Here is a 25405-nt window from a genome sequence, read left to right on the forward strand (position 1 = left end):
GTCAGTGCATGAATTCGAACTTTCGCAATTTCATCGTCTGGGTGTTTATCGGCCTTCTGCTGCTCGCCCTCTTCAATCTGTTCCAAAGCGACAGCGTCCAGGTTCGCGGCAACGAAATCAGTTTCTCGCAGCTGCTTTCCGAAGTTGATAGCGGCCGCGTCCAAGATGTGACCATCGCCGGGAACAAGATCACCGGACATTTCTCCGACGGCCGCAACTTCCAGACCTATGCACCGAACGATCCGGGCCTTGTGCAGACGCTGCACGAGAAGGGCGTGACGATCACGGCCAAGCCGTCCGAGGAGGACGTGCCCTCGCTGTTCGGCGTGCTGATCTCGTGGTTCCCCATGCTGCTCCTGATCGCGGTGTGGATCTTCTTCATGCGCCAGATGCAGTCGGGCGGCGGCCGGGCCATGGGCTTCGGCAAGTCCAAGGCCAAGCTGCTCACCGAGCGCCACGGCCGCGTGACCTTCGACGACGTCGCCGGCGTCAACGAGGCGAAGGAAGACTTGCAGGAGATCGTGGAGTTCCTGCGCGATCCGCAGAAGTTCCAGAAGCTCGGCGGGCGCATCCCGCACGGCGCGCTTCTGGTCGGTCCTCCGGGCACCGGTAAGACGCTGCTTGCACGCGCGATCGCGGGCGAGGCCAATGTGCCGTTCTTCACCATCTCCGGTTCGGACTTCGTCGAGATGTTCGTCGGCGTCGGCGCGAGCCGTGTCCGCGACATGTTCGACCAGGCGAAGAAGAACGCGCCGTGCATCATCTTCATCGACGAAATCGACGCGGTGGGCCGTCATCGCGGCGCCGGTCTCGGCGGCGGCAACGACGAGCGCGAGCAGACGCTGAACCAGTTGCTGGTCGAGATGGACGGCTTCGAGGCGAACGAGGGCATCATCCTGGTGGCCGCGACCAACCGTCCTGACGTGCTCGACCCCGCGCTTCTCCGTCCGGGCCGTTTCGACCGCCAGGTCGTGGTGCCGCGTCCCGACATCATCGGCCGCGAGAAGATCCTGAAAGTCCATGTGCGCAAGGTGCCGCTGGCGCCGGATGTGGACCTGCGGGTCATCGCGCGCGGCACGCCGGGCTTCTCGGGCGCCGATCTCGCCAACCTCGTCAACGAGGCGGCGCTGTTGGCCGCGCGCCGGTCCAAGCGTCTCGTCACGCAGCACGAGTTCGAGGACGCCAAGGACAAGGTCATGATGGGCGCGGAGCGCCGGTCCATGGCCATGACCGAGGAGGAGAAGACGCTGACGGCCTATCACGAAGGCGGTCACGCGCTGGTGGCAATTCATCAGCCTGCGTCCGATCCAGTCCACAAGGCGACGATCATCCCGCGCGGCCGCGCGTTGGGTATGGTCATGCGTCTGCCGGAGCGCGACATGCTCTCGCACACGCGCGCCAAGCTGAAGGCGGACGTGGCGGTGGCCATGGGCGGCCGTGTCGCCGAGGAAGTGGTGTTCGGCTACGACAAGGTGACCTCGGGCGCATCGTCCGACATCAAGATGGCGACCCAACTGGCCCGCGCCATGGTCACCCAGTTCGGCATGTCCGATAAGCTCGGGCCGCTGGCCTATGGCGACAACGAAGAGGAAGTGTTCCTCGGACATTCCATCGCCCGGCAGCAGCACCTGTCCGACGAGACCCAGTCCATGGTCGATGAGGAAATTCACCGCATCGTGGACGAGGGCTTCGAAGGCGCCCGGAAGATCATCTCCGAGAACCTGGACGATCTGCACACGATCGCGCGGGGGCTCCTGGAATACGAGACGCTGTCCGGCCAGGAGATCAAGGATCTGTTGAAGGGCAAGCCGCCGGTGCGCGACTTCCCCGCCGAAGATACCGATCAGGGCGGCCCGCAATCGGCCGTGCCCGTTTCGGGCCGGGGCAAGAAGCCGCCGGCACCGGAGACCGGCGGCATGGAACCGCAGCCGACCTAAGGGCTGCTCCAAGGCTCAGACGAACACGCATGCCCGGCCTTCGCGCCGGGCATGTTGCTTTGTGCCGGCACGATCCGATGTGTTAGGGCTCTCCCCATGGCAGACGGAAAAATCTATCTCCGCCCGTTGGGCTTCGTTTACGGGCCCCAGGCCGATGCCGCCATCGAGGACGGGCTTGCGCTTCCCTTGGCGGGCGGGCCGATCGCCTTTACGGGCGTCGAGCTCATCGAAGGCGCGCCCGGGAAATCGAAGGCCTATATCTTTTCCGCCTCGGCGCTCGGCGAGGCGGGCGATCCGGACTTGCGGTCGCGGCTCGATCTCGTGACGCGGCCCCGTCCGCCCTTTGCGGGGCTGGATTTGTCGCGGCCCACGCTCATGGGCATCGTGAATGTGACGCCGGACTCCTTCTCCGATGGCGGGCTCTACAACGAAACCGAGGGCGCGGTGGCGCACGCGGCGGAGTTGATCAAGGACGGCGCCGCCATCGTCGATATTGGCGGTGAGTCCACGCGGCCCGGCTCCGAAACGGTTGCGTCCGAGGACGAACTCGCGCGCGTCCTGCCCGTGCTGGAAGGGCTCAAGGGGACGCACGCGGCCATTTCCATCGACACCCGCAAGGCCGAGGTGGCGCGCGCGGCCGCGAAGGCCGGGGCTAAGATCTTCAACGACGTCTCGGCCTTCACCTACGATCCGGACTCGCTCCAGGTTGCCGTGGAGACCGGGCTCGACGTTGTGCTGATGCATGCGCAAGGCGAGCCCAAGACCATGCAGGACAACCCGACCTATGCCGACGTGGTGCTGGAGGTGTTCGACTATCTCGAGGCGCGCATTGAAACGTGTGTCGCGGCCGGCCTTCCTGCGTCGCGCATCGCCGCGGACCCCGGCCTCGGCTTCGGCAAGACGCTCGAGCACAATCTCGCGCTGTTCGCCAATGTCAGCCTGTTCCACGGACTTGGCGTCCCGCTTCTGATCGGTGCGTCCCGCAAACAGTTCATTCGCCGCTTCGGACAGGCGGCCGAGCCCAGAGCCCGCGAACCGGGGAGCCATGCCGCCGCGATCGCCTCGGCCTCCCAAGGGGCCCAGCTCTTCCGGGTGCACGACGTTGCGGGCACGAGCCAGGCCCTCGGTGTCTGGCGTGCCGCCATGTTCGGCTCTGAAACTTAAGGAAAAATGGGCTTTTCGGGGCGGGTGGAAATGTAACTTTTGCTTACATTTTTTGAACCCATTTTCGCCGTCGGCGGGCGCATAATCCGCCTTTCTCGTCCGGGGGTATCGCGAAGGGGATTCCCGCAAAGGGCGAAAGAGGGTTTCCAAAATATCGGCCAGGCCGCATCATAGTGAACGCTTGGTGGCAGCGACGGGGGAATGACCGGGATGGCCCGAAAGTTCTTTGGCACGGACGGAATCCGTGGCAGCGCCAACTCGCATCCGATGACTTCGGAAGTGGCGCTCAAGGTCGGCATGGCGGCCGGCAAGCTCTTCACCAATGGGTCCTATCGTCATCGCGTGGTGATCGGCAAGGACACCCGGCTTTCGGGCTATATGATCGAGTCCGCGCTGGTGTCCGGCTTCACGGCGGCCGGCATGGACGTGTTCCAGCTCGGCCCGATGCCGACGCCTGCGGTGGCCATGCTCACGCGCTCGCTGCGGGCGGATCTCGGTGTGATGATCTCCGCCTCCCACAATCCCTATCTCGACAACGGCATCAAGCTGTTCGGGCCGGAAGGCTACAAGCTCTCCGATGAGCAGGAAGGTGAGATCGAAGCGCTGGTCGAAGGCGATTCCGCGCGTCTGCTGGCCTCCGCCGAACGCATCGGCCGCGCGACCCGGATCGAAAGCGCCCGGGAGCGCTATATCGAATTCGCCAAGCGCACGCTGCCGCGCAATTTGCGTTTCGACGGGATCCGTGCGGTGATCGACTGCGCCAACGGCGCCGCCTACAAGGTCGCGCCCGAAGCGCTGTGGGAACTTGGCACCGAAGTCATCAAGATCGGCGTCGATCCCAACGGTCTCAACATCAACAAGGATTGCGGGTCGACATCGCCGCAGAACCTGATCCGCAAGGTCCAGGAAGTGCGGGCCGATATCGGGATCGCGCTCGACGGCGATGCGGACCGGGTCGTGATCGTCGACGAGAAGGGCCGCATCATCGACGGCGACCAGCTCATGGCGGTCATCGGCGAGTTCTGGCTGCGCCGCGGGCGGCTGGCCGGCGGCGGCATCGTCGCCACGGTCATGTCCAATCTCGGCCTCGAGCGCTATGTGGAGGATCTCGGTCTCGGCTTGGCCCGGACGCCCGTGGGCGATCGCTACGTGACCGAACACATGCGCCAGCACGGCTACAATGTGGGCGGCGAGCAGTCCGGCCACATCGTCTTGTCCGACTTCTCGACCACGGGCGACGGTCTCGTCACCGCACTGCAGATCCTGGCCGTGGTGGTCCAAAGCGGCCGGCCGGTGAGCGAAGTCTGCAACCGCTTCGAGCCGCTGCCCCAGGTCCTGGAGAACGTGCGCTACAAGAACGGCCTGCCGCTCGATAATGTCGGCGTGCAGCGCGCGATCAACGACGGCAAGTCCAGGCTCGGCAATGCCGGGCGGCTCGTCATCCGTCCCTCGGGCACCGAACCGGTGATTCGCGTGATGGCAGAAGGCGACGACGAGGGGCTGGTTAAGACCGTTGTCTCGGACATCGTTCACGCTCTTTCGGACGCGGCCGCCGCGTAGGCGTCCTTCTCCACTCTCGAAAAAACCCCAGAATTCGGCGGTTTTCGCCGCGCCAGACGGCGCGCACGCTCTGGCTGTGCCAGTCTGAGCCGCCCATTAGGGGTCCATTAACCAAACCCTCCGATAGTCCCCACACGAGACAGCCAACGCGAATCGGCATGGAGCGCCGTGATCGCAAGGGCTGCAGTCATAAGGGGTATTCAGATGGGACAGACACGTAAAACTCTTCTCGCCACCGTGCTGGCCATGGCGCCAGTAACGGTTGCTCATGCGGCCGATCTCGGCCTTCCGCCTCCGCCGCCTATCGTGGAGGCCCCGTGCGTTGGTTGCACGGGTCCGATTTACCTGCGGGGCTTCATCGGCGCCGCCAACCCGGTTGTCGATGGCATCAGCTCCGAGCTGTACCGCTACAACGATTTCACGGTTGTCCATGAGGACATCAAGAGCTCGCCGCTGTTCGGTGTCGGTGTCGGCTACCAGTTCAACAAGTGGCTGCGCTTCGACATGACGGGTGAATATCGCGGCAAGTCGCTGTTCATCGCCCAGGACAAGTATCCGGGCGGCAACGGAACCTACAACCGTGCCAGTAATTCCAATCAGGGGCAGTTCCTGCCGGGCACCAATGAATACACCGCCGACATCGAAAGCTGGGTCGGTCTGTGGAATGCCTATGCGGATCTCGGCACGTATTTCTGCTTCACGCCCTATGTGGCGCCGGTATCGGTATCGCCTCGGTCTCCGTGCTCGGCCTGAAGGACGTGAACGTCCCGAATGGCGGCGTCGCCTACGGTGCCGACAATACCCAGACGAACTTCGCTTGGGCCGTCTATGGCGGTGTCGCCTACGACGTGAACGAATCCGTGACGCTCGACCTGTCGTACCGCTACACCGATCTGGGCGAAGCGAAGAGCGGCAAAGTGACGGCCTACGACGGCACCAGCGCTTACGCGGGGGTCGATCTCGGCAACATCACCTCGCATGACCTCATGCTCGGCATGCGCTGGAAATTGGGCCACGCACCGGTTCCCGCCCCAATGCCGGTCGCGTTCAAATAGCCCATCGTCCATCCGACTGACAGCCTAACCGCCCGTCCTTCCGACGGGCGGTTTTCCTTTTGAGGCAAGGCCCGCAGCGCCCTTGCGCCAACCGCTTGACGGGCGGAACGGGCGCGCGCTAGTCCACCGCATCCATCAAAGCCTCCTGCGTGTGCGCCGCGGGCTTTGGCCATCATGATCCTGCCGGAGTTCCCCCGTGACCTCGTCGAACAAACCCACACGCCGTCCCGAAAACCCGCGCTTCTCGTCGGGCCCGTGCACCAAGCACAAGGGCTGGACGCTCGATGCGCTCAACGGGGCCCTGCTGGGGCGCAATCACCGGCAGGCGGACACGAAAGGGCGGATTGCCGAGGCCCTCGCGCGGACGGGGGCGCTGCTCGAATTGCCGGAAGGCTACCGGGTGGGCCTGGTGCCGGCGTCCGATACGGGTGCGGTCGAGATGGCGCTGTGGAACCTGCTCGGACCGCGGGGCGTCGACGTCTTGGCTTGGGAAGCCTTCAGCGCGGACTGGGTTACGGACATTGTCGACGAGCTCAAGCTCGCCGACGTGCGCGTCCTGGAGGCCCCTTTCGGGGCGCTTCCCGATCTCGCCCAGGTGGACTTCACCCGCGATGTCGTGTTCGCCTGGAACGGCACCACCTCGGGCGTGCGGGTGCCGGATGCGGACTGGATTCCGGAGGACCGCGAAGGGTTGACGATCTGCGACGGGACGTCGGCCGTGTTCGCGCAGGACATGGATTGGCACAAGCTCGATGTCACCACCTATTCGTGGCAGAAGGCGCTGGGCGGCGAAGCGCAGCACGGCATGCTGGTCCTGTCGCGCCGCGCGGTCGAGCGGCTGGAAACCTACAAGCCGCCATGGCCGTTGCCGAAGCTGGTCCGCCTGACCAAGAAGGGCCAGCTGATGGAGGACGTGTTCAAGGGCGAGACCATCAACACCCCGTCGATGCTGTGCCTCGAGGACTATCTGGCGGCTCTGTCGTTCGTGGAGGGCATTGGCGGCCTTGAGGGCGCGATCGCGCGGGCCGATGCCAACGCCGGTGTCATTGCCGATTGGGTCGCGAAAACGCCCTGGGTCGATTTTCTGGCGACGGACCCGAAGACGCGATCCAACACGTCCGTCTGCCTCAAAGTGGTCGATCCCGCGGTGACGGCGTTGTCCCCGGACGCGCTCGCCGCTTTCACCAAGCGCATGGCCAAGCGGTTGGAGGCGGAAGGCGTCGCCTACGATATCGCCGCCTACCGGGCTGCCCCGCCGGGCCTTCGGATCTGGACGGGGACCACGGTCGAGCGCACGGATGTCGAGGCTTTGATGCCCTGGCTCGATTGGGCCTTCCACGCCGAAAAAGAGGCGTTGGCGGGGGCGGCTTGAGAAGGTCTTCGAAGGCTCGCTTCGGGGCGCCCCACAGGCTATAACGACACACGGCCCTGCTCTCGCGGGGCCGTTTGTGTGTTCTTTCCGGGATTTAGGGGTTTTCATCGTGGCCAACGTCGTGGTCGTCGGTTCCCAATGGGGTGACGAGGGCAAGGGCAAGATCGTGGACTGGCTGTCCGAGCGCGCCGATGTGGTGGTGCGCTTTCAGGGCGGACACAATGCCGGTCACACGCTGGTGGTCGACGGCAAGACCTACAAGCTCTCGCTTCTGCCCTCTGGCGTCGTGCGTCAGAACAAGCTCTCCGTGATCGGCAACGGGGTCGTGGTGGACCCGTGGGCCTTGGTGGATGAGATCGCGCGTGTCGAGGAGCTCGGCGTGGCGATCACACGGGACAATCTTCGCATCGCCGAGAACGCGACGCTGATCCTGCCGCTGCATCGTGAGCTGGACGCCTTGCGCGAAGCGGCGGCCGGTGCGGGCAAGATCGGCACCACCAAGCGCGGTATCGGTCCGGCCTACGAGGACAAGGTGGGACGGCGGGCCATGCGCGTGATGGACTTGGCGGACCTGTCGGTCCTGAAGCCCAAGGTGGAGCGCATTCTCGCCCATCACAACCCGCTGCGGCGCGGCCTCGGCGAGCCCGAGATTTCGGCGGACGAGCTGTGCAACCAGATCACCCAGATCGCCGACAAGATCCTGCCCTATATGGACTCGGTCTGGTCGCTGCTCGACCAGGCCAAGCGCGACCGCAAACGCATTTTGTTCGAGGGCGCGCAAGGAGCGCTGCTCGATATCGATCACGGCACCTATCCGTTCGTCACGTCCTCCAACACCGTTGCGGCGCAAGCCGCGACCGGCTCCGGCATCGGGCCGAGCGCGATCAGCTACGTGCTGGGCATCACCAAGGCCTACACGACCCGCGTCGGCGAGGGACCGTTCCCCACCGAGCTGCACGACGAAACCGGCAGGCTGATTGGCGAGCGCGGGGCGGAATTCGGGACCGTGACCGGGCGTGCGCGCCGTTGCGGCTGGTTCGACGCGTGCCTCGTGCGGCAGACCTGCAAGGTGGCGGGGATCGACGGAATCGCGCTGACCAAGCTCGACGTTCTGGACGATATCCCCGACGGCAAGCTCAAGATCTGCGTCGGGTACACGCTCGATGGGGTGGAGCTCGACTACCTGCCCGCGGCCCAAGGGGCGCAGGCGCGCGTCCAGCCCGTCTACGAAGAGATGGAGGGCTGGACCGAATCGACGCAAGGCGCGCGCTCCTGGGCGGATTTGCCCGCGCAATGCATCAAATATGTCCGCAGGTCGAGGAGTTGACGGGCGTGCCCGTAGCGCTCCTGTCCACGAGCCCCGAGCGGGACGATACGATCCTCGTGCGCGATCCGTTCGCGGGGTAGGGGACGACATGGCCGAGCGCACATATCCCTGGAAGGTCGCTTGGATCACGGGCGCATCGGGCGCGATCTGCGGCGAGGTCGCGCGGCGCCTGGCCGATGCGGGCGTGCAGGTCGCGGCCACGGCGCGGCCGAGCGAGCGGCTCGATGCGCTGGCCGCCGCAAGCCCCAACATCACGGCGTTTCCCGCCGACGTGCTGGACGTCGAGGCCCTCAAGGCGTGCGCGGCCAAGGTGGAGGCTGCGCTCGGCCCCATCGAACTCGCGCTGCTGGGGGCCGGCATGTACGTGCCCTTCGACATCCGCAATATCGATGCGGGCGGCTTCGGCAAGACCATGGCGCTCAACGTGGATGGTGTGCTGAACGGCGTGGCCGCCGTGTTGCCGGCGATGCTGAACCGCGGGGAGGGGCATCTCGCCATCATGGGCTCGCTGTTCGGCTATGCGGGCTGGCCGGGCAATGGCGGCTACGGGGCCAGCAAGGCGGCGGTGATCAACCTGGCCGAGAGCCTGAAACTCGAGCTGCGGGGCACGGGGGTCGACCTGACCCTGATCAATCCGGGCTTTGTCGATACGCCGCTGAACGCGTCCTACGATCCGAAGAAGAAGCTGTTCGTGATGTCGAAGGAGCGCTGTGCCCGGAAGATCCTCGAAAAGCTGCCGAAGCGGCCCTACGAGATCGCCTTTCCGCCCCAGGTCGAATTGTTCCTCAAGACCGTGCGCAACCTGCCGCGTGCTGCGTCCTTCCCGCTCGTGCGCTGGTTCATCAAGGCGACGGGGTCTTAAGGCTCACGTCGCAGTCGTGCGCGGCGGGGCCATGAACTCGGGCCCGAGGGGTTCGGCGATGGTCTCGCCGAGAATCCGGTCGATCTCCGCCATGGTGGCGGCATCGATGTGCCAGCCCATGACGTCGGGGACGGGATCGAGCTGCGAAGGCCGGCGCGCGCCCCAAAGGGCGATCGTGTCGCCCTGATCGAGGATCCAGCGCACCGCGAGCGCGAGCACGGACTTACCGAATTTCTCACGGGCCAGCGCGTCGAGCCTGGCCACGGCGGCGAGGTACGCCCCGCGCCGGTCGGGCTGGAACTTCGGATCGACGTTCCGCAGATCGTCGCCCTCGAAGGTGGTGTCGGCGGCGATCTTTCCGGACAAGAGTCCGCGGCACAGCGCGCCGTAGGTCAGCGCCACGATGCCGTGGGCCTTTGCGTAGGGCAGGACATCGTCCTCGGCGCCGCGTTCGAAGAGATTGTAGGGCGGTTGGACCGTCGCGATCGGCGCAACTTTCCGGAAGCGGTCCATCTGCGCCACATCGAAATTGCTGACGCCGATGGCGCGAATCTTTCCATCGCGCCGGAATGCGTCGAGCGTTTCGGCCGTGACCTCGAACGCCGTCGCCTCGTCGGGCCAGTGGACCTGGTAGATGTCGATCACGTCGGTCCGAAGCCGATGAAGCGAATCGTCGAGTTCGTGCCGCAGGCGCTCCGGGCGCGAATTGCGGCGCGGGCGCCCTTCGCTCCAATCCAGCCCCACCTTCGTCGCGATCAGGACCTCGTCCCGGCGTCCCTCCAGGGCGCGGCCGACGATCTCCTCCGACTGGCCGAAGCCGTAGACCGGCGCCGTGTCGACGAGGTTGATCCCGAGATCGAGCGCGCGGTGGATCGTCGCGATGGCATCTTTCTCGTCGGTGCCGCCCCACATCCAGCCGCCGATGGCCCAGGTGCCGAGCGCGATACGCGATGCCGGAAAGGGTAGGCCCGGAATGCTCGTCTGCTCCATCGTGCTCCTCGTCTTCGCGGGCGTGCGGCCCCGGCGCTAGGACAGCAGATCGCGAAAGTGCTGGTCCAGGAACCGGTCTTTCGGATCGCGCTCCGCCCGCGCGGCGGCGAATTTCTGCAGACGCGTGCCGAAGGAGCGGCGGGCCATTTCGCGGGTGAGGAACGGCGTCTGGTTGAAGAGCGGCGTTCCGCCGCGCTCGCTGCAGAAATCGTTGTAGGCGTGGAGAAACTCTTCCCATTCCCGGCCGCCGGTGGAGGCGGGATCGATGCTCATGCCGGGGCCTTCCCACGTGTAGGAGAACAAGGCCTCGCAGTCCCGGCTGATCACGTAACCGACGGACGGGAGGTTGCAGCGGAAGCCGGTACCTTTCTCGTAGGCGATGCAGAAGTCGCAATACTGCTCGAGGATGTCGAAGAAGTCGGTCTCCCGGAACGACCACATGCTGAACAGGTAGAAGACCTTGGGCTGCCGCGGATAGGTGATGATCTGCGCGTGGGGCCAGCTGTGATTGTAGCGCATCAGCCGCACCATCAGCTGGCGCTGGACGTAGAAGAACGCATCGTGGGCGGCGGCACGCCATTTCTTGTTCTTGATGTTGGTGTCGATCCAGGTCGCCACCGCGGGCGCGTATTGCTTCCAGAACTTGTTGCGATATTGCCAGCGGAGCCGGGAGGTCGGCTTCTTGTCGGGATGCTGCTTGCGCAGCTCCACCACGACGCGTTTTGCATAAGGGTAGATGTAGTACATGACCGCGTGTCCGCGCGCCTTGTACACGGGCAGAAACTTGCGGAACTCGTCGAGGCTGAGCCCGTAATGGCGCACTTCGAGGGCCTGGGTGGGACGCACCTTCAGCGTGACCTCGAAGATGAGACCGAACAGGCCGTAGCTGGTGCGGAACAGCTGCATTTCCTGGGGGTCGTCGGCCTCGGTGATCTCCCGGATCTGGCCGTTGGCGTCGACATAGCGGATTCCCATCACGTAGGAGCTGACCTGGCCGTACTCGCCCGGGAAGGAACTGTCCTTGGTGGCCGCGCAGGCGAAGGCGGCCAGGGTCGTGTTGCCGATCTCGGTGGTGATGTAGGGCTGGAGCCCGCGGGCCTTCAGCGCCTTGGCGAGGTCGCCATGGGTGCGCCCGCCTCGACGGTCACGGTGTCGTCCGTGAAGTGCAGGATGCGATTCATGGCCGTCATGTCGACCATGGTGCCGCCCTCGTCGTCGCCGTTCATGCGCGCGGTGGAATGCATCGAGCCGGCGGGGCGCACGGGCGATGGAAAGCGCACGGGGTCGGTCACGATCTCGACGAGATCCTCGACGCTTTCCGGCCGGACCTTCACGCGCGGGTGGTAGGTCCAGGTCCCGTCCCAGTTCTTGACGGTGACGTCCTGCTGACTGTCCATGAAATTTCCTCAACTCGGCGCTGCGTGGTGGGGCAGTCGCCCCTACGGGTAACTTCCATCGAAACGAGGCACAAGCGAAATGCCGCCTCGCCCCTACAGAGCTTTCCTGAGGAGGCGGCGACTTGAGCCAAATCAATGAGACGGCGCCAATTTCCTATGGGTTGATGAGGGACGCGTGGAGTGCTTTGGTCTGCCGTAATTTGGAGCTAGTCTTGGGTGCTTGTGTCGCACCCAAGGTCTGAGAGGTGACGTGAGGCGATACTGCATTATTGGCGCCGGCGCCTGCGGGTTACCCGTGGTGAAGCGGTTCGCGGAGAACGGGATCGCCTTCGACTGCTTCGAGGCAGAGGGCGACGTGGGGGGGATTTGGAACCTCGACAGTCCCCACGCGGTATACGGCTCGACCTATCTGAATTCGTCCCGGAAGCTCACGCGGTATCTCGACTTCGACTTTTCCGAAGACTGGCCCGTCTATGCGAGCGCGGCCCAGGCGCAAGACTATTTGCGGGCCTATGCGGAGGAGTTCGGCCTCTACGAGCACATCACCTTCAACACCAGGGTCGAGAAGATCGAACGGACGGGCGAGGGGTGGCTGGTCACGCTTCAAGGGGAGACCGAGCCCCGGCCCTATGACGGCGTGGTCGTGGCGACCGGCCATCACTGGCATCCTTCCGTGCCGGACTATCCGGGGACGTTCGAGGGCGAGGTGCTGCACTCCCACGATGTGAAGTCGAAGGGCCAGCTCAAGGGCAAGCGGGTTCTCGTCGTGGGGGCGGGCAATTCGGCCGTGGACATTCTCGACGACGCCGCGCACGACGGTGAGGCGGCCATCCATTCGATGCGCCGCACCTATTACTTCTTCCCCAAGCTCCTGTTCGGCAAGCCGACCGATACGGTCATCGACCGGTTGAGCCGCGCGCCGCTGCCGCGCAAGTTCATGTACGGGATCTACAAGCTCGGCATGCTGGTCTTGATCGGCTCCCATGGGCGCTACGGTCTGCCGAAGCCGGACCACGACCTTTTCGAGGCGCACCCCACCGCCTCGAACACCTATCTGGACCACCTCGTCCATGGCCGAGTCGTGGCCAAGCCGGGCGTGGCGCGCATGGAAGGGAACCGCGTCTATTTTACGGACGATACGTCGGCGGAGGTCGATCTCCTCATCTGGGCGACGGGCTTTAGCGTCCACTTCCCGTTCATGGACGACAGCTATGTGCTCGACGAGCAGGGCTGGTCGAAGTTGTTCATCCATACCTTCCACCGCGATTGGGACGACTTTTTCGCGGCCGGGCTGTTCGATCCGGCCGAAGGCGGGGTCTGGCAGATCGCCGATTATCAGGCGCGCCTGATCGCGGCCTTCATCACGGCCCAGGAGAACGATCCGGCGCGTGCCGATTGGTTCCGCGCGCTGAAGCGGACCGGCAAACCCGATATCGGCCATGGCATCAAACGCCAGGATACGCCGTGGCATCGGTTCGAGATCCATCACCTGCGCTTCCGCCGCTACATGAAGCGCCTGCTCAAGAAGTTCGGCGCCAGCGCGCGGCCGGCCGGCGATTTGCGCAAGATGGGCGAAAGCCGCCAGAACGCGAAGTCGGCGGGCGAGACGCTGAAGCTCGCATCCTAGCGCGTCCTGCGCGCATCCGGGCCGGTCGGGGCGCATGCCCCGCAAACCGCAACCCCCAAGACGCAAAAAGGCCCGGAGAAGGAGCCTCCGGGCCTTTTCTGCTGCTAGCGGCAAAAAGCCGATTAAGACGCGGTAACTGCGGCAGTGGTCTTCTCCACGGCCTTCTCAACCGGCTTATACGCGTCGCGAGCGACAGAGGCATACATCTCGCCGATCTTCGTCATCTCAGCCATCCAGCTCTCGTAGGCCGACTTGGCATACTGCGACTGAATCTCGATGGCGTGCTCGAGCGACTTGGCGCCGACGAGCTTCTCGAAGGTCGCGGTGGCATCGGCGAAGGCCTGCTTCGTGTAATCGGTGAAGCTGGTGCCGATCTCCTGGAAACCCTTGTTCATCTGGCCATAAGACTTGAGGACGGCTTCGTAGTTGTCCTTGCCCATTTTCTGGAAGTCCTTGGTCGCCTTGTCGAAGGTCGTCTTGTCAAATTCCATCATTTCCGAGGTCCTTTCTATGCAGGTGCGCTGCTTGATCACGGCCTCCATATATTGCACCGCACAAGAGATTTCAACCCCTATTGTGCACCGCACAATAAAAAGCTCGTATGCCGTCCGGCCGGGGCCCTCGTACGGGCCGTAACCGTCCCTTGGCGGGGCCTTGCGGTTCGGGAATTCAGGGGGCGCGGGCAGTCCGCCTGACGCCCCGGTCTGCGGAGAAAGTGGTGCAGAGCAAGGCCTCGGCGGGACCGCACGCGCCACAAGTGCTTGAGTGGGGCGGCCTGCAACCTTAAACCCATTCTATGGCTCTGAGACGCGCGCAACTCCTGGATACGGCCCGACGCTGGACGATCCCCAATCTCAAGCATTTCCAGGAGACAAGGCAGCCGACCGTCTGGCTCCTGGCGCCGCTGGTTGGGTTGATCACCGGCCTCGCGGCCATTCTGTTCCGTCTCGTCATCGGCGTCTTTCAATGGCCCTGGCTTCAGACCATGTCCGAGCATGTGGCGGCGGCCGCACGGCTGCAGCTGGTGGGTCGTCATGCTGGCCCCCGCCGCCGGCGGATTGCTGGTCGGCCTGTTGTTGCGCTATGCCCTGACCGCCAAGCGGACCGTGGCTGTGCCCGACGTCATGGAGGCGCGCGTCAACGGGGGACGCGGCCTCGATCTCGGCCAGGGCATGATCAGTGCCGTGACCAGTGCGTTGTCGCTGGGATGCGGCGGCAGTGCCGGCCGCGAAGGACCGATCGTCCATCTCGGCGCCAGCATCGCCGTGGCCTTCTCGCAGAACCTGAACCTCCCCAACGCCGCACGGCGGACGTTGCTGGCTTCGGGCGCGGCAGGCGCGGTCGCCGCGTCGTTCAACGCCCCGATCGCGGGAGTGCTGTTCGCCCAGGAAGTCATTCTCGGCCATTTCTCGATCCGGACCTTCGTGCCGCTGGTGCTTTCGTCCGTGGTGGCCACGATCCTGTCGCAGGCCTGGTTCGGAGACGTCGCGGCCTTCATTGTGCCGAGCTACAGCATCGCGTCCTATCTCGAGGTGCCGGCGTTCATTCTGCTCGGCATCACCGCCGCGCTGGTGGCGGTCATCTTTCAGCTGACGATCCTGAGTACCGATTGGGTGGCGCGGAACGTGAACATGCCACTTGTCATGCGGCCCGTGGTCGGCGGCTTGCTCGTGGGCATCATGGCCATCTGGTACCCGGAGGTGTTGGGGGTGGGCTACGACACCACCGACGCGGCGCTGAAGGACCAGCTCGCCGTCGGTATGATGCTGCTCCTGATCGTGCTTAAGACGGTGGCGACGGCGATCACGCTGAGCTCGCGCTTCGGCGGCGGGGTGTTCTCGCCGGCCCTCTATCTCGGGGCCATGACCGGGGGCGCGTTCGGTCTCATCGCCGCCAACGTGTTCCCGGAAGTCGGTTCCAGCGAAGGGCTCTACGCCATTCTCGGCATGGGCGCGGTGGCGGCGGCCGTGCTCGGGGCGCCGATCTCGACGACGGTCATGGTGTTCGAGCTCACCGGCGGCTTCGAACTGAGCCTTGCGCTCCTGCTCACGGTCGCCGTGGCCAACGGCATCAACCAGGCGGTTCTCGGCCGGTCGCTGTTCCAGGCCCAGCTGGAATCGCGCGGCATCGTTCTCCATGAAGGGCCGCACCGTACGATCATGAAGGATCTGCGCGTGTCGGCCATCATGCGTCCTTTGGCGGAAGACGAGCCGGCGGCGCTTCCCGAACACGATCGCGAGCGGGCGATTCCCGCCAACGAAACGCTCGAGACGGCGTTGCGGACTTTCGACACGCTCGGCGCGGAGGCCCTGCCCGTGGTGGACCCGCACGACCGCGGCCGCATTGTGGGCTGGATCTCCCAAACCTATGCGCTGCGCGCCTTCAACAAGGAGCTCATCGCGGCAAGTGTCGAGGAACACCGCTAGGCCGCGCAGCGCGTGCCGGTCAGGATACCGGGTGGGACTTGGGTTGCGGTGGCGCATTGGGTTCCAAAGGGGCATCGCCTTGTCCCGGGTCGGGCGAGAAGTATCGTTCGAACTTGCCGGGCACGCCGTTGAACGCGTCGGCGTCGCCGGGCGGTGCGCGCTTGACCGTGATGTTCGGCCAGACTTCGGCGTAGTCGGCGTTGAGCGCGAGCCATTTGTCGAGCTCGGGTTCGGTGTCGGGCGAGATCGCTTCGGCGGGGCATTCGGGTTCGCACACGCCGCAATCGATGCACTCGTCCGGATGAATGACGAGCATGTTGGTGCCTTCATAGAAGCAGTCGACCGGACAGACCTCGACGCAGTCCATGTATTTGCACTTGATGCAGTTGTCGGTGACGACATAGGTCATGGCGTCGCCTCTGACGGTCGTGTTCAGGCTGGTCGTGTTCAGGCCGGTAGAAGAGCGCGAGTTGAAGGCTCGTTGCGATGCGCTTCGCCTTGTCCCGGAAGCTGTCGGCGAGCGCGGTCCCGAACAGCTCGCGGCAGGTTTCGTCGAACAGCGCGAGCCAGCGCTCGAACAGGTCCGGGGTGATGCCCTCGACGCGTCGGTGCGCGGCCACGGGGTTCCCGTGATAGCGGCCGGACGTCAGCATGATCGACGACCAGAAGTCGCACATGGTGGCGAGATGGGCCGGCCACGCCTCCTCGGCGATGGCGTTCGCGAACACCGGGCCGAGGTCGCCGTCCCGGCGCACCTTCGCGTAGAAGCGGTCCACCAGATGCCGGATGCCGTCTTCTGTCAGCGGGGATTCAGTCGAGGATCCGTGGGCACAATCGGCACCGGGACACTCAAGCATGGCCAACTCCTTCTCTCCGGGATAAAAGATATATGGTAAGTATAACTTTTATCCCGGAGCTTGCTCTAAAGCAATATTGAAAATATATGTTTTTGGATCGGAGGACGCCATCATGCGGCTGACCGTCTACAGCGACTACGCGCTGCGCCTGCTCATGTATCTCGCGGTCAAGGAGGACGGCTTGGCGACCATCGCGGAGGTAGCCGAGGCCTACGGTATCTCGAAGAACCATCTGACGAAGGTGGCTCACGAGCTGGGCGTTGCGGGTTACGTGGAAACCGTGCGGGGGCGGGGCGGGGGCTTGCGGCTCGCCCGGGCGCCGACGGCGATCTCGTTGGGCGAGGTGGTGCGGCACACCGAGCGCGACATGGCCTTGGTGCCGTGTTTCGCGCCGGTCGAGGAGGAGTGCGCCATTGCCCGATGCTGCCTGTTGCGGTTGGCGCTGGCCCGCGCGGGCGATGCGTTCTTTGAAGTCCTCGACGGCTACGCCTTGGCGGACCTGACGCGTCCGCGCTCCGCCCTTCAGTCCCTGCTTGCGATTCCGGCCGTTCCCTAGCTGGGCCCGCTCGTGGCGGCGCGCTCCTTGGCGGGGTGCTCCTTGGCGGGGTGCTCCTTGGCGGCCGGCTACTCCGCGGCGAGGCTCGCAGCGCGGCCGGCAGTTCGCCCGCCGGCGCGAACGTGTCGGCCCTGGCCAACTGCCAGGCCTCCCGGTAACGCGGATTGTCCGTGCCCGCCAGCAGTTCGCCCGGTTCCAGCCCGCCATACAGATCGCGGAAGGTGAGCGTGGTGTCCTCGGCCCGCGTCACGAAATGATGGGGGCGCAAGCCGCTTGGGTGTTCGAGCCCGGCCGCGCCGATCAATTCGCCCAGCGCCAGCAGCGTTTCCTTGTGGAAGTTGGCGACCCGCGCCGCCTTGTCCTCGACGACCAGCGAGCGTTGACGGACCTTGTCCTGAGTCGCGACGCCGGTCGGGCAGCGGTCGGTGTGGCATTGCTGGGATTGGATGCACCCAAGGGCGAACATGAAGCCGCGCGCGGCGTTGCACCAATCGGCGCCCAGCGCCATGACGCGGGCCATGTCGAAGGCGGACGTGATCTTGCCGGAGCCCGCGAGCTTCACCCGGTCGCGCAAATTCGCGCCCACGAGCGCGGCGTGCACGAATGTCAGGCCGTCGCGCAACGGCACGCCGAGATGGTCCATGAATTCGAGGGGCGCCGCGCCGGTGCCGCCCTCGGCGCCGTCGACGACGATGTAGTCCGGCGTAATCCCGGTTTCGAGCATGGCCTTCACGAGGGCCAGGAACTCCCAAGGGTGGCCGACACAGAGCTTGAAGCCCACGGGCTTTCCTTCGGCCAGATCGCGCAAGCGCGCGATGAAGTCCATGAATTCGAGCGGCGTCGAGAAGGCCGAGTGCTGCGCGGGCGAGATGCAGTCGTGGTCCATGGCGATGTGCCGCGTCAGGGCCACCTCCTCGGAAATCTTCGCCGCGGGCAGCATGCCGCCATGGCCGGGCTTCGCCCCTTGCGAGAGCTTCACCTCGATCATCTTGATCTGATTGAGCCGTGCGGTCTCGGCGAACGTGTTCGGTTCGAAATTGCCGTCCTCGTCCCGGCAGCCGAAATAGCCGGAGCCGATCTGCCAGATGAGATCGCCGCCGAATTGCTTGTGGTAGCGGCTGACGCCGCCTTCGCCGGTGTCGTGGGCGAAGCCGCCCATCTGCGCGCCCTTGTTCAGGGCCCGGATGGCATTGGGGGAGATCGCGCCGAAACTCATGCCCGAGATATTGAGGACCGAGCTTCGTAGGGCGCCGCGCAGTCGGGGCCGCCCACCGCCACGCGGAAGAGGGTGCCGTTCGGCTTCTTCGGCGCCATGGAGTGGTGCATCCACTCATAGTGCTCGCTGTAGACGTCGTAATGGGTGCCGAACGGGCGGGTGTCGAGCGCATCCTTGGCGCGCTGATACACGATGGCGCGCTTGTCGCGAGGGAACGGCGTGCCGCTTTTTTCGTCCTCGAAGAAATATTGGCGCAGCTCCGGCCGGATGTGCTCCAGGATGAAGCGCAAATGCGCCGCGATCGGATAGCTGCGCAAGATCGCGTGCCGGGTCTGAGTCAGATCGTGCAGTCCGAGGACCGCAAGAAGCCCCAGGATGACAATCGGGAAAGAGAGCCAAAACCGTGCGCCGGGATAGGACCAGGCGAACGCGGCCGAAACGGCAAGTCCGACCACGACCAGCGTCAGCACGATGTAGCGCGGCGTAAACGGCAACAGCAGGTGGCGCATCGCGAGGTGTCTTCCCAGATCGAACCCGGAGGCGAAGTCCGGTCCGGCGCGCGGCCTTCAGGGCCGTCTGTTCGCCCGATCTTGCGCTTCGATTTTGACGGTTTTGTAACGGGCAGGGAAGCGGCGCGGCCACCGGCGACTGTCACAAGAGCGTCATCCTGAGAGACTTTTCTCAGGGGCCGGGAGGAGATCATGCCGGAAGCTCAGTCCACTAAGTCCGTCGCAGCATCGGGAGAAGTGCCTCGCGTGATGCGTGCCGGAACCTGCCCGGGGCTCGTCTGGGCGTTCCATTTTCGCGCCGACGGCACGTCGGAGGAACTGTCCGAATGTTCGCTGCCGTCGACCGCACAAGGTCATGGCAGCGAAGAGGGCTGGCTGTGGGTGCACGTGAACTTGGCGGACGCCGCGTCGCGCCTTATATGCGCGAGCATCTCAAGGACCTTCCGCCCGCGGCGCTGAATCTGCTGCTGTCGGTTGGCGATCATCAGCAGCTTCACGCGGACGATGCCTGCATCTACGGCGTCTTCGCGGACCTTGTCTACCGTCTCGAAGGGCTCACCGACGAACTGGGGCTTCTGCATTTCGTCGCTACGGAGAAGCTTCTGCTGACAGGCCGGCGCGACGGGCTGCATTCCATCGAGGCGGTGCGGCAGTCGCTGCGGTCCGGTCAGAGTCCCAAAAGCCACACGGCCCTGCTCGAATCGATCCTCATGCAGGTGACCTCCGGCGTCGAGGAGAAGTCCGAAGCCCTCAGCGACGAGCTGGACATCATCGAAGAGCGCCTGATCGTCGACCTCACCGACGACATCCCCAAACGGCTGGCCAAGGCTCGGCGGCTTACGGTGCGCCTGCACCGGCTCTTGTCCACGCAGCGCTCCGTGATCGCGCGGTTCGAGCAGAACGTCTGGCGCACGACGGGTAAGGCGCACGATCTCAAGACCAGCCATGTCTCCCAGCGCCTGGATTGGCTCGATCACGAAATGGTGGCGTTGCGGGATCGCGCGCATCTGCTGCAGGAGGAGGTCTCGCTGCGGATGACCGACCAGACCAACCGCAATCTTCAGCTGCTGACGATCGTGACGACGGTGTTCCTGCCCGCCGGGGTGATCTCCTCGATCTTCGGCATGAATGTCGGCGGCCTGCCGTTGGAGCACGACCGTTCGGGATTCATCGTGACCATGCTGCTGCTGGTCGGGGCCTCGGGCCTCGTGTTCTGGATCCTGAAGCGGCTCGGGATGCTCCGGCGCTAAGGGCCGGCCTTCTTCGCCTTCTTTGCCGCGCGCCGCATCTGGCTGGCGACGGTCTTGGGAAACAGCGCGTTCATGACGAACAGAGCCCGGTACAGCGGGGGCTTCACGACGAACCTCTGCTCACGCTCCGTGCCCTCGAAAACGGCCTCCGCCGCCTGGTCTGCCGTGAGGACGGGCAGGAGCCGCGGATCGGTGTCGGGGATGTTCTCCCGGCTGCCGGGATTATTCTCGAAATAGGGCGTGTCCACGGTCCCAAGGACCACGATCGTGACGAACAGCCCCGCCGGTTTCAGCTCGCTTTGCAGGCTCTCGGCGAAGCCGGCCAGTGCCCGGCGGGCCGCGATATAGGCGCTCGCATTGGGCCAGGCGAGATAGGACGCGGGCGAGGTCACGAAGGCGATGCCTCCGGAGCCTCTGTCGATCATGGCCGGGGCGAAGGCGCGGGTCAGATTGAAGGCCGCGAGATAGGGGACCCCGATCATGGCGGCCGCCTCGTCGGGGCTGGTCTCCACCAGAGGACGCCAGCGGCCCATGCCCGCGTGTTGACGAGCAGGTCCGGCGTTCCGGCTCGCGGGCGATGCGCGCCGCGGTGGCCAGCGTATCCTCCGCATTCTGAAGGTCGACGGGGAAGGGCGTCGCGGTGCCGCCGGCCTCCCGCACCGCATGCGCGGCGCGGTCCAGCCGCTCCGGGTTGCGGGCCAGCAGCAGAACATGCGCGCCTGCGCGCCCGAAGCGCTTGGCGACGGCCGCGCCGATGCCGCTGGAGGCGCCTGTGACAAGGACCAATTTTGTGGTCATGCAGACCTCCTGTGCGATCCGACGTCAAACTTTCTCATGACCTATAGGCGTCCCCTATAGGCGTCGCCCGAAATTGGCCATAGACTGTGGCATAAGGGTAACAGGAACGGGAGAACGCGTTTGTCGTGGCCGCATGCCGCTGGTCACGGCAAAGGGCGGCTCGTAAAACTCTCCTATCCTACACGTCCTAAGGAGGCTTCGATGGGGTCGTATTGGCGCGTCTATGCACTGGCGTTCGTGGCGGCTGGTTTTTGCCTAGCGTACAGCGCGACGGCGCAAGCGGGTTGTGTCGGATTGTCCGGCACGGCTGACGGGGTCGACAAGAAGACGGCCGTGGCCCGTTCTCAGAATGCCCTGAGGGATGCGATCGCCGAATACAAGGCGGCGAAGCGGATCGGCAGCGTGAGCATCACCCCGATGCGCGCGAAGCCGCAGCCCTACTGGCGCGATTCCGTGTCTCCAAGCCTCTATCAGAAGCCCGACGTGGTCACGTCGCAAGGACACACGATCTGCTGGTCGGGCGTGGTCTCGCCGACGGTCTGCACGTCCGGCGCCAAGATCTGCTGGTAGCGATCAACGCTGCCCAAGGAGGCTTCGATGGCGTCGTATCGGCGCGCCGTTGTACTGACAATGGCGGCAATTGGTTTCGTCATGGCACAGAGTGCAGCTGCTCAGGCTCGGTGTGCGACTGTGTTTGCGACCGATGACGGCCCCTTCAAGTCGTTCGCCGTCCAAGCGTCTCTGACCGCTCTGCAAAATGAGATTGAGGCTGTAAAGGCGAAGTGGGGCGTGAGCCAGGTCACGATCTCGCCGGCCCAGCCAAAGCCCAATCCCTATTGGCGGGGGGAAGTCACCCCGAACCTCTACCAGAAGCCGGATATCATCACGTCGACCGCACACACGACGTGTTGGAGGGGCGTCGTATCGCCGTCGGTTTGCACGTCGGGCGCCAAGGTCTGCTGGTAGCCCTATCTGGCACGTTCGCAGCAGGTGCCCGCGGTTCTCGCGGGCCGGCTTACGCTAGTGCGCGACGACCACGCCGGTCGTTTTCGGCCGGGCCATGAAGAACACCACTGGCAGGATCGCCAGCGAGCACAGCCCGACAAACCAGAAAATGTCGTTGAACGCGAGCATCTGCGCCTGCCGTGCGATCTCGTGCATCACCGCGGCGCCGGCTTGCGGGTCCTGGGGGCTCAGCCCGCGTTCTGCGAGATAGGGCAGGATATCCCGGTTGTAGGGTGTGATATGCGCCGTCAGTTCGGCGAAGTGGATGTGCACCTGCCGCACGAAGAGCCAACTGACGATGGCGATACCGGCCGACATGCCGATCCCGCGCATCAGGTTGTAGAAGCCCGAGGCCTCGTCGTATTTCGCGTTCGGAACGTTGGCGAACGTCACCGCCGTGAGGGGCACGAAGAACAGTCCGGTGCCCGCGCCGGCCAGCAGCGTCGGGGCGATGATGGCCCAGGGATCCACGTTGAGGTTGAAGTAGGCCATGGGCAACGTGCCGGCCGCGGTCAGAATCAACCCCCCGCCGATCAGCCAGCGCGGGTCGATGAAGCGCATCAAGAGCCCGCCGGTGATCGCCAGCATCGCCGCGCTCACGAGACCGCGCGGGATGAACATGGCGCCGGCGAGGTCGGCCGGGTAGCCCAGCAGCCGCTGGGTGAAGAGCGGCATGATCGCCATCCAGCCGAACAGGCAAATGCCGAACAGCGTGATCGCAAGCGTCCCGGCGACGAAGCCGCGATCCTTGAGCAGCGACAAGTCGATGATGTTGTCCGGCTTGTTCCAGCCCCGCATGAAGAAGGCGATCGTGGCGAAGACGCAGACGATTGTTCCCGCGACGATCAGCTTGGAGTCGAACCAGTCCCGCATGTGGCCCTGGTCCAGAACGAATTGCAGCGTCCCGACCGCCACGATGAGAAGGCCGAGGCCCACCCAGTCGGTCTTGATGTCCTTGATCGCGCGATAGGGGAGATAGCCCACCGCCAGGAGCAGCGCGAAAGCGCCGACAGGGACGTTGATGAAGAACACCGTGCGCCAGGAATAGGTCTCGGTGAGCCAGCCGCCGAGCGCGGGGCCGATCACCGGCGCGACCATGATGCCGAGGCCGAAAATGGCAAGCGCTTGGCCCTGTTTGTCGCGCGGGAACGAATCCATCAGGATCGCCTGACTGAGCGGCACGAGCGGCGCGCCGAACACGCCCTGTGCTAGCCGGAAGACGACCATGCTCTCCAGGTTCCAGGACAGGCCGCACAGGACCGAGGAAACGACGAAGCCCATGATCGATCCGAGCAGGAGCCGTCTACGGCCGAGCCAGTTCGACAGGAAGCCGGTGAGCGGCATCACCACGGCGGCCGCGACGATGTAGGACGTCAGGACCCAGGTGATCTGATCCGGCGTGGCCGCGAAGGCGCCGAGCATATGGGGCACGGCCACGTTGACGATGGTGATGTCCAGGACTTCGAGGATCGCGGTCAGCACCACCGCGACGACAAGCGCGACGTGAACCTTGTCCCGGCCGCCCGGCATCGCCGCCGCGACCGCCGGCGGCAGGCCGTCGCCGCCGGTTCCCCCGCGCGGCCGGCCGGTCATCGCGTGCTCGTGCTCGCCGTGTTCTGGGTGGCCGGCTCCGCCTTCGCGCCGACGTTTGCGTCTGCCTTGGCGTCTTTCGTGCCGGTGCCCGTGGTGTCGACGGTCACGGTGGCGGTGGCGCCGACGCGCAAGGGCCGCTCCGGATCGACCTTGCCGCCGATCCTGATCCGCACCGGGAAGCGCTGGGTGACTTTTACCCAGTTGCCCGTGGCGTTCTCCGGCGGGAGCACCGAGAAGAGGGCGCCTGAGCCCGGGCTGATGCTCTCGACCGTACCCTCGATCGCATAGCCCGGATACATATCCAGCTCGATCGTGGCCGGCTGACCTCGCCGGATGCGCGCAAGGTCCGTCTCCTTGAAATTCGCATCGACCCACCAGGGGCCGGACTCGACCAGCGCGAAGGCCGGCGTGCCGGCGTTCATGACTGCGCCCGGCCGCACGTGCACATTGGAGACCCAGCCATCGCCCGGCGAGATCACGTGGGTCTTCACCCGATCCTCGGTCGCCTTGTCGAGTTGGGCCGCCGCGCCCCGCAATTTCGCCGTGGGCACGGTGACGATCATGCTCTTGTCTTGGGCCTCGTTGAACGCCTGATGGGCGTCTTTGTAGGCCTCTTCCGCGTCGCGAACCGCCTTGAGCGCGTCGGCGAGCGCGGGCCCCGTCGCGGTGGCCTCGCTGTTGGCGGCTTTTTCCGCCGCGCGATACTGTCCGAGCGCTTCGACCAGCGCCACACGCTTGGTCTCCATGTCGTCTGCTGCCGCCTTCAGGTTCTCGCCTTCGGTCCCGGCCGCATCCGCCGCCGCGTCGAACTGGGCCCGCGCCCCGCGGAGGGCCGCGTCATAGGGCGAGGGGTCGATGTCGAACAGAGGATCGCCCTTGGAAACCATCTGATCCTCGCCGACATAGACTTCGATCACCTGGCCGGCGACGAGGGGCGCGATCCGGACGATATCCGCGCCCGTATAGGCATTGTCGGTCGACGGATAGATTTCGGCGTAGCGCCAATAGGCGAGCACGCCGCCGAAGGTGAGCACGAACAGCACAATAAGCGCGGTCCAGCGAAGCCGGGCATTGCCGTTCTTCGAGCTTTTTTCCGCCTCACCGGAAGTATCCTGCGCCTTCGCGGAACTTTTTGCAGTCTGACTCACGGTTTAGTCTACCTCATACTGTGCGGCGTCCGGTTATACCCAGCTCCTATTGCGGCCGTTATTCGATGGGAAGCAAGGCATATTCATGGCGAGGCTTAACCCTCCCGGCCTGAGGCTGCAAGTTTCGGTGTGGGATCTTCCGGCCACCTCGTTTTCGACGCGGCTCCACACGGGGGGTGCGAGCGCAGTGCGTGCGCAACGGCGGCGCGCCCGATCCCGGCAACTCTCCCCTTTCGAAGCCTGTGTCGCGGGCGTAAGGTAGCCCCCTTCCGAGGGGAGCCCTTCAGGGGCTGAGAGTTCGCGACATGCGGAGACCCTAGAACCTGATCCGGCTCGTACCGGCGAAGGGACAGGAGACAAAGCAATGCAGTCATCCGTCTTTCTTGCGCAGCTCATCGGGCCCGTGATGCTCGCCGCCGCGATCGGCCTCCTGGTCAACCAGGAGGCGCAGCGGGCCATGGCGCGGGCGTTCCTGGAGAGCCCGCCGTTGATCTATCTGTCTGGCGTTATGGTCATGACGGCGGGGCTCGCGATCGTGCTGTACCACAATGTGTGGGCCGCCGACTGGCGCGTCATCATCACCCTGTTCGGCTGGATGGCCGTGATCGGCGGGGCGATCCGGATGCTTTGTTTCAGCGCGGTGAAGAAGATCGGCGAGAAGATGCTGGACAAGCCGCGCGCCGCGACCATCGGCGGCGTGGTTTGGCTGATCATCGCCGCCGTGCTGTGCTTCTACGGTTATTTTTCGTGAGACCA

23 protein-coding genes, 3 pseudogenes and 1 riboswitch are annotated in these 25405 nt (G+C 65.0%); of the genes and pseudogenes, 15 read left to right on the top strand and 11 right to left on the bottom strand.

Annotated features, from left to right (window positions below):
- Window positions 1-8: 8 nt before the first annotated feature.
- The 8 genes and pseudogenes from ftsH (at window position 9) to AUC68_RS04540 (ending at window position 9277) form a co-directional block, all read left to right on the top strand.
- On the top strand, window positions 9-1937 hold the full coding sequence (gene ftsH / locus AUC68_RS04510) for an ATP-dependent zinc metalloprotease FtsH (protein WP_069436559.1): 1929 nt from the start codon (window positions 9-11) through the stop codon (window positions 1935-1937).
- Between the two features lie 96 nt (window positions 1938-2033).
- Window positions 2034-3101 carry a dihydropteroate synthase gene (gene folP, locus AUC68_RS04515; RefSeq protein ID WP_069436560.1) on the top strand — a complete coding sequence of 356 codons (1068 nt, stop codon included), beginning with the start codon at window positions 2034-2036 and terminating at the stop codon, window positions 3099-3101.
- 210 nt (window positions 3102-3311) lie between these two features.
- A complete protein-coding gene (gene glmM, locus AUC68_RS04520; RefSeq protein ID WP_069436612.1) occupies window positions 3312-4661 on the top strand; it encodes a phosphoglucosamine mutase in 1350 nt (449 codons plus the stop codon).
- 204 nt (window positions 4662-4865) lie between these two features.
- Window positions 4866-5414, top strand: a complete 549-nt coding sequence (locus tag AUC68_RS16670) for a hypothetical protein (protein ID WP_083240409.1) — start codon at window positions 4866-4868, stop codon at window positions 5412-5414.
- Entirely contained in the window at window positions 5402-5716 is a 315-nt protein-coding gene (locus tag AUC68_RS15560; RefSeq protein ID WP_083240410.1) for an outer membrane protein, read from the top strand. The genes AUC68_RS16670 and AUC68_RS15560 overlap by 13 nt, the downstream gene beginning before the upstream one ends.
- 196 nt (window positions 5717-5912) lie before the next feature.
- Window positions 5913-7088, top strand: a complete 1176-nt coding sequence (locus AUC68_RS04530; protein ID WP_069436561.1) for a phosphoserine transaminase — start codon at window positions 5913-5915, stop codon at window positions 7086-7088.
- A 109-nt stretch (window positions 7089-7197) separates the two neighbouring features.
- A pseudogene (locus tag AUC68_RS04535) lies at window positions 7198-8495 on the top strand (adenylosuccinate synthase).
- Window positions 8496-8503: 8 nt separating this feature from the next.
- Complete coding sequence (locus AUC68_RS04540; protein WP_069436562.1) at window positions 8504-9277, top strand: SDR family NAD(P)-dependent oxidoreductase; 774 nt, start codon at window positions 8504-8506, stop codon at window positions 9275-9277.
- 3 nt (window positions 9278-9280) lie between these two features.
- Here the strand turns inward: AUC68_RS04540 and AUC68_RS04545 are convergent, their stop codons facing one another.
- From AUC68_RS04545 to AUC68_RS15565, 3 genes are all read right to left on the bottom strand, one after another.
- Complete coding sequence (locus tag AUC68_RS04545) at window positions 9281-10267, bottom strand: aldo/keto reductase (protein ID WP_069436563.1); 987 nt, start codon at window positions 10265-10267, stop codon at window positions 9281-9283.
- Between the two features lie 36 nt (window positions 10268-10303).
- Window positions 10304-11242: an FAD-binding oxidoreductase gene (locus AUC68_RS04550; protein ID WP_083240411.1), complete on the bottom strand. Its 939-nt coding sequence runs from the start codon at window positions 11240-11242 to the stop codon at window positions 10304-10306.
- Window positions 11243-11367: 125 nt separating this feature from the next.
- Window positions 11368-11664 carry an FAD-binding protein gene (locus AUC68_RS15565; protein WP_083240412.1) on the bottom strand — a complete coding sequence of 99 codons (297 nt, stop codon included), beginning with the start codon at window positions 11662-11664 and terminating at the stop codon, window positions 11368-11370.
- Between the two features lie 250 nt (window positions 11665-11914).
- Here AUC68_RS15565 and AUC68_RS04555 point away from each other — a divergent pair, with 250 nt between their 5' ends.
- The gene (locus tag AUC68_RS04555; protein ID WP_280138516.1) at window positions 11915-13291 is read left to right on the top strand and encodes a flavin-containing monooxygenase; all 1377 of its coding nucleotides are present in this window, start codon (window positions 11915-11917) and stop codon (window positions 13289-13291) included.
- 122 nt (window positions 13292-13413) lie between these two features.
- Here AUC68_RS04555 and AUC68_RS04560 read toward each other — a convergent pair whose 3' ends face one another.
- The gene (locus AUC68_RS04560; protein ID WP_280138517.1) at window positions 13414-13785 is read right to left on the bottom strand and encodes a phasin family protein; all 372 of its coding nucleotides are present in this window, start codon (window positions 13783-13785) and stop codon (window positions 13414-13416) included.
- Between the two features lie 540 nt (window positions 13786-14325).
- Here AUC68_RS04560 and AUC68_RS04565 point away from each other — a divergent pair.
- On the top strand, window positions 14326-15717 hold the full coding sequence (locus AUC68_RS04565; protein ID WP_342027454.1) for a chloride channel protein: 1392 nt from the start codon (window positions 14326-14328) through the stop codon (window positions 15715-15717).
- Window positions 15718-15736: 19 nt separating this feature from the next.
- On the opposite strand, the gene fdxA is transcribed toward AUC68_RS04565, so the two are convergent.
- Both fdxA and AUC68_RS15570 read right to left on the bottom strand, forming a co-directional pair.
- A complete protein-coding gene (gene fdxA, locus AUC68_RS04570; protein WP_069436565.1) occupies window positions 15737-16126 on the bottom strand; it encodes a ferredoxin FdxA in 390 nt (129 codons plus the stop codon).
- Complete coding sequence (locus tag AUC68_RS15570) at window positions 16044-16574, bottom strand: group III truncated hemoglobin (RefSeq protein ID WP_342027455.1); 531 nt, start codon at window positions 16572-16574, stop codon at window positions 16044-16046. Before AUC68_RS15570 ends, fdxA begins: the two co-directional genes overlap by 83 nt.
- 112 nt (window positions 16575-16686) lie before the next feature.
- Between AUC68_RS15570 and AUC68_RS04580 the strand changes: the two genes are divergently transcribed.
- On the top strand, window positions 16687-17130 hold the full coding sequence (locus AUC68_RS04580) for an RrF2 family transcriptional regulator (protein WP_069436567.1): 444 nt from the start codon (window positions 16687-16689) through the stop codon (window positions 17128-17130).
- Between the two features lie 109 nt (window positions 17131-17239).
- Here the strand turns inward: AUC68_RS04580 and AUC68_RS15575 are convergent.
- Window positions 17240-18855: pseudogene (locus tag AUC68_RS15575) on the bottom strand (FMN-binding glutamate synthase family protein); the annotation flags it as partial.
- A 377-nt stretch (window positions 18856-19232) separates the two neighbouring features.
- Between AUC68_RS15575 and AUC68_RS04595 the strand changes: the two are divergent.
- Window positions 19233-20105, top strand: coding sequence for a CorA family divalent cation transporter (locus tag AUC68_RS04595; protein WP_158008227.1), 873 nt, complete (start codon window positions 19233-19235; stop codon window positions 20103-20105).
- Here the strand turns inward: AUC68_RS04595 and AUC68_RS04600 are convergent.
- Together AUC68_RS04600 and AUC68_RS18585 are read right to left on the bottom strand one after the other, a co-directional pair.
- Complete coding sequence (locus tag AUC68_RS04600; protein ID WP_069436570.1) at window positions 20102-20638, bottom strand: SDR family NAD(P)-dependent oxidoreductase; 537 nt, start codon at window positions 20636-20638, stop codon at window positions 20102-20104. The two genes, AUC68_RS04595 and AUC68_RS04600, sit on opposite strands and share 4 nt — an antisense overlap.
- Window positions 20639-20687: 49 nt before the next feature.
- Window positions 20688-20903 (bottom strand): annotated as a pseudogene (locus tag AUC68_RS18585) (SDR family NAD(P)-dependent oxidoreductase); the annotation flags it as partial.
- 201 nt (window positions 20904-21104) lie between these two features.
- Between AUC68_RS18585 and AUC68_RS04605 the strand changes: the two are divergent.
- Together AUC68_RS04605 and AUC68_RS16675 are read left to right on the top strand one after the other, a co-directional pair.
- Window positions 21105-21473, top strand: a complete 369-nt coding sequence (locus AUC68_RS04605; protein ID WP_069436571.1) for a hypothetical protein — start codon at window positions 21105-21107, stop codon at window positions 21471-21473.
- A 219-nt stretch (window positions 21474-21692) separates the two neighbouring features.
- The gene (locus AUC68_RS16675) at window positions 21693-21869 is read left to right on the top strand and encodes a hypothetical protein (protein ID WP_158008228.1); all 177 of its coding nucleotides are present in this window, start codon (window positions 21693-21695) and stop codon (window positions 21867-21869) included.
- 54 nt (window positions 21870-21923) lie between these two features.
- Here the strand turns inward: AUC68_RS16675 and AUC68_RS04615 are convergent, their stop codons facing one another.
- Together AUC68_RS04615 and AUC68_RS04620 are read right to left on the bottom strand one after the other, a co-directional pair.
- A complete protein-coding gene (locus AUC68_RS04615) occupies window positions 21924-23501 on the bottom strand; it encodes a DHA2 family efflux MFS transporter permease subunit (RefSeq protein WP_083240416.1) in 1578 nt (525 codons plus the stop codon).
- Complete coding sequence (locus tag AUC68_RS04620) at window positions 23498-24649, bottom strand: HlyD family secretion protein (protein ID WP_069436573.1); 1152 nt, start codon at window positions 24647-24649, stop codon at window positions 23498-23500. The genes AUC68_RS04615 and AUC68_RS04620 overlap by 4 nt, the downstream gene beginning before the upstream one ends.
- 262 nt (window positions 24650-24911) lie before the next feature.
- Window positions 24912-25017: riboswitch (TPP riboswitch) on the top strand.
- On the opposite strand from AUC68_RS04620, the gene AUC68_RS04625 reads away from it, so the two are divergent.
- Entirely contained in the window at window positions 25014-25400 is a 387-nt protein-coding gene (locus AUC68_RS04625) for a hypothetical protein (RefSeq protein ID WP_069436574.1), read from the top strand. Its footprint overlaps the riboswitch before it by 4 nt.
- Window positions 25401-25405: the final 5 nt, after the last annotated feature.

Origin of the sequence: Methyloceanibacter methanicus (genome assembly GCF_001723285.1) — a bacterium.
Classification (GTDB): Bacteria; Pseudomonadota; Alphaproteobacteria; order Rhizobiales; family Methyloligellaceae; genus Methyloceanibacter; species Methyloceanibacter methanicus.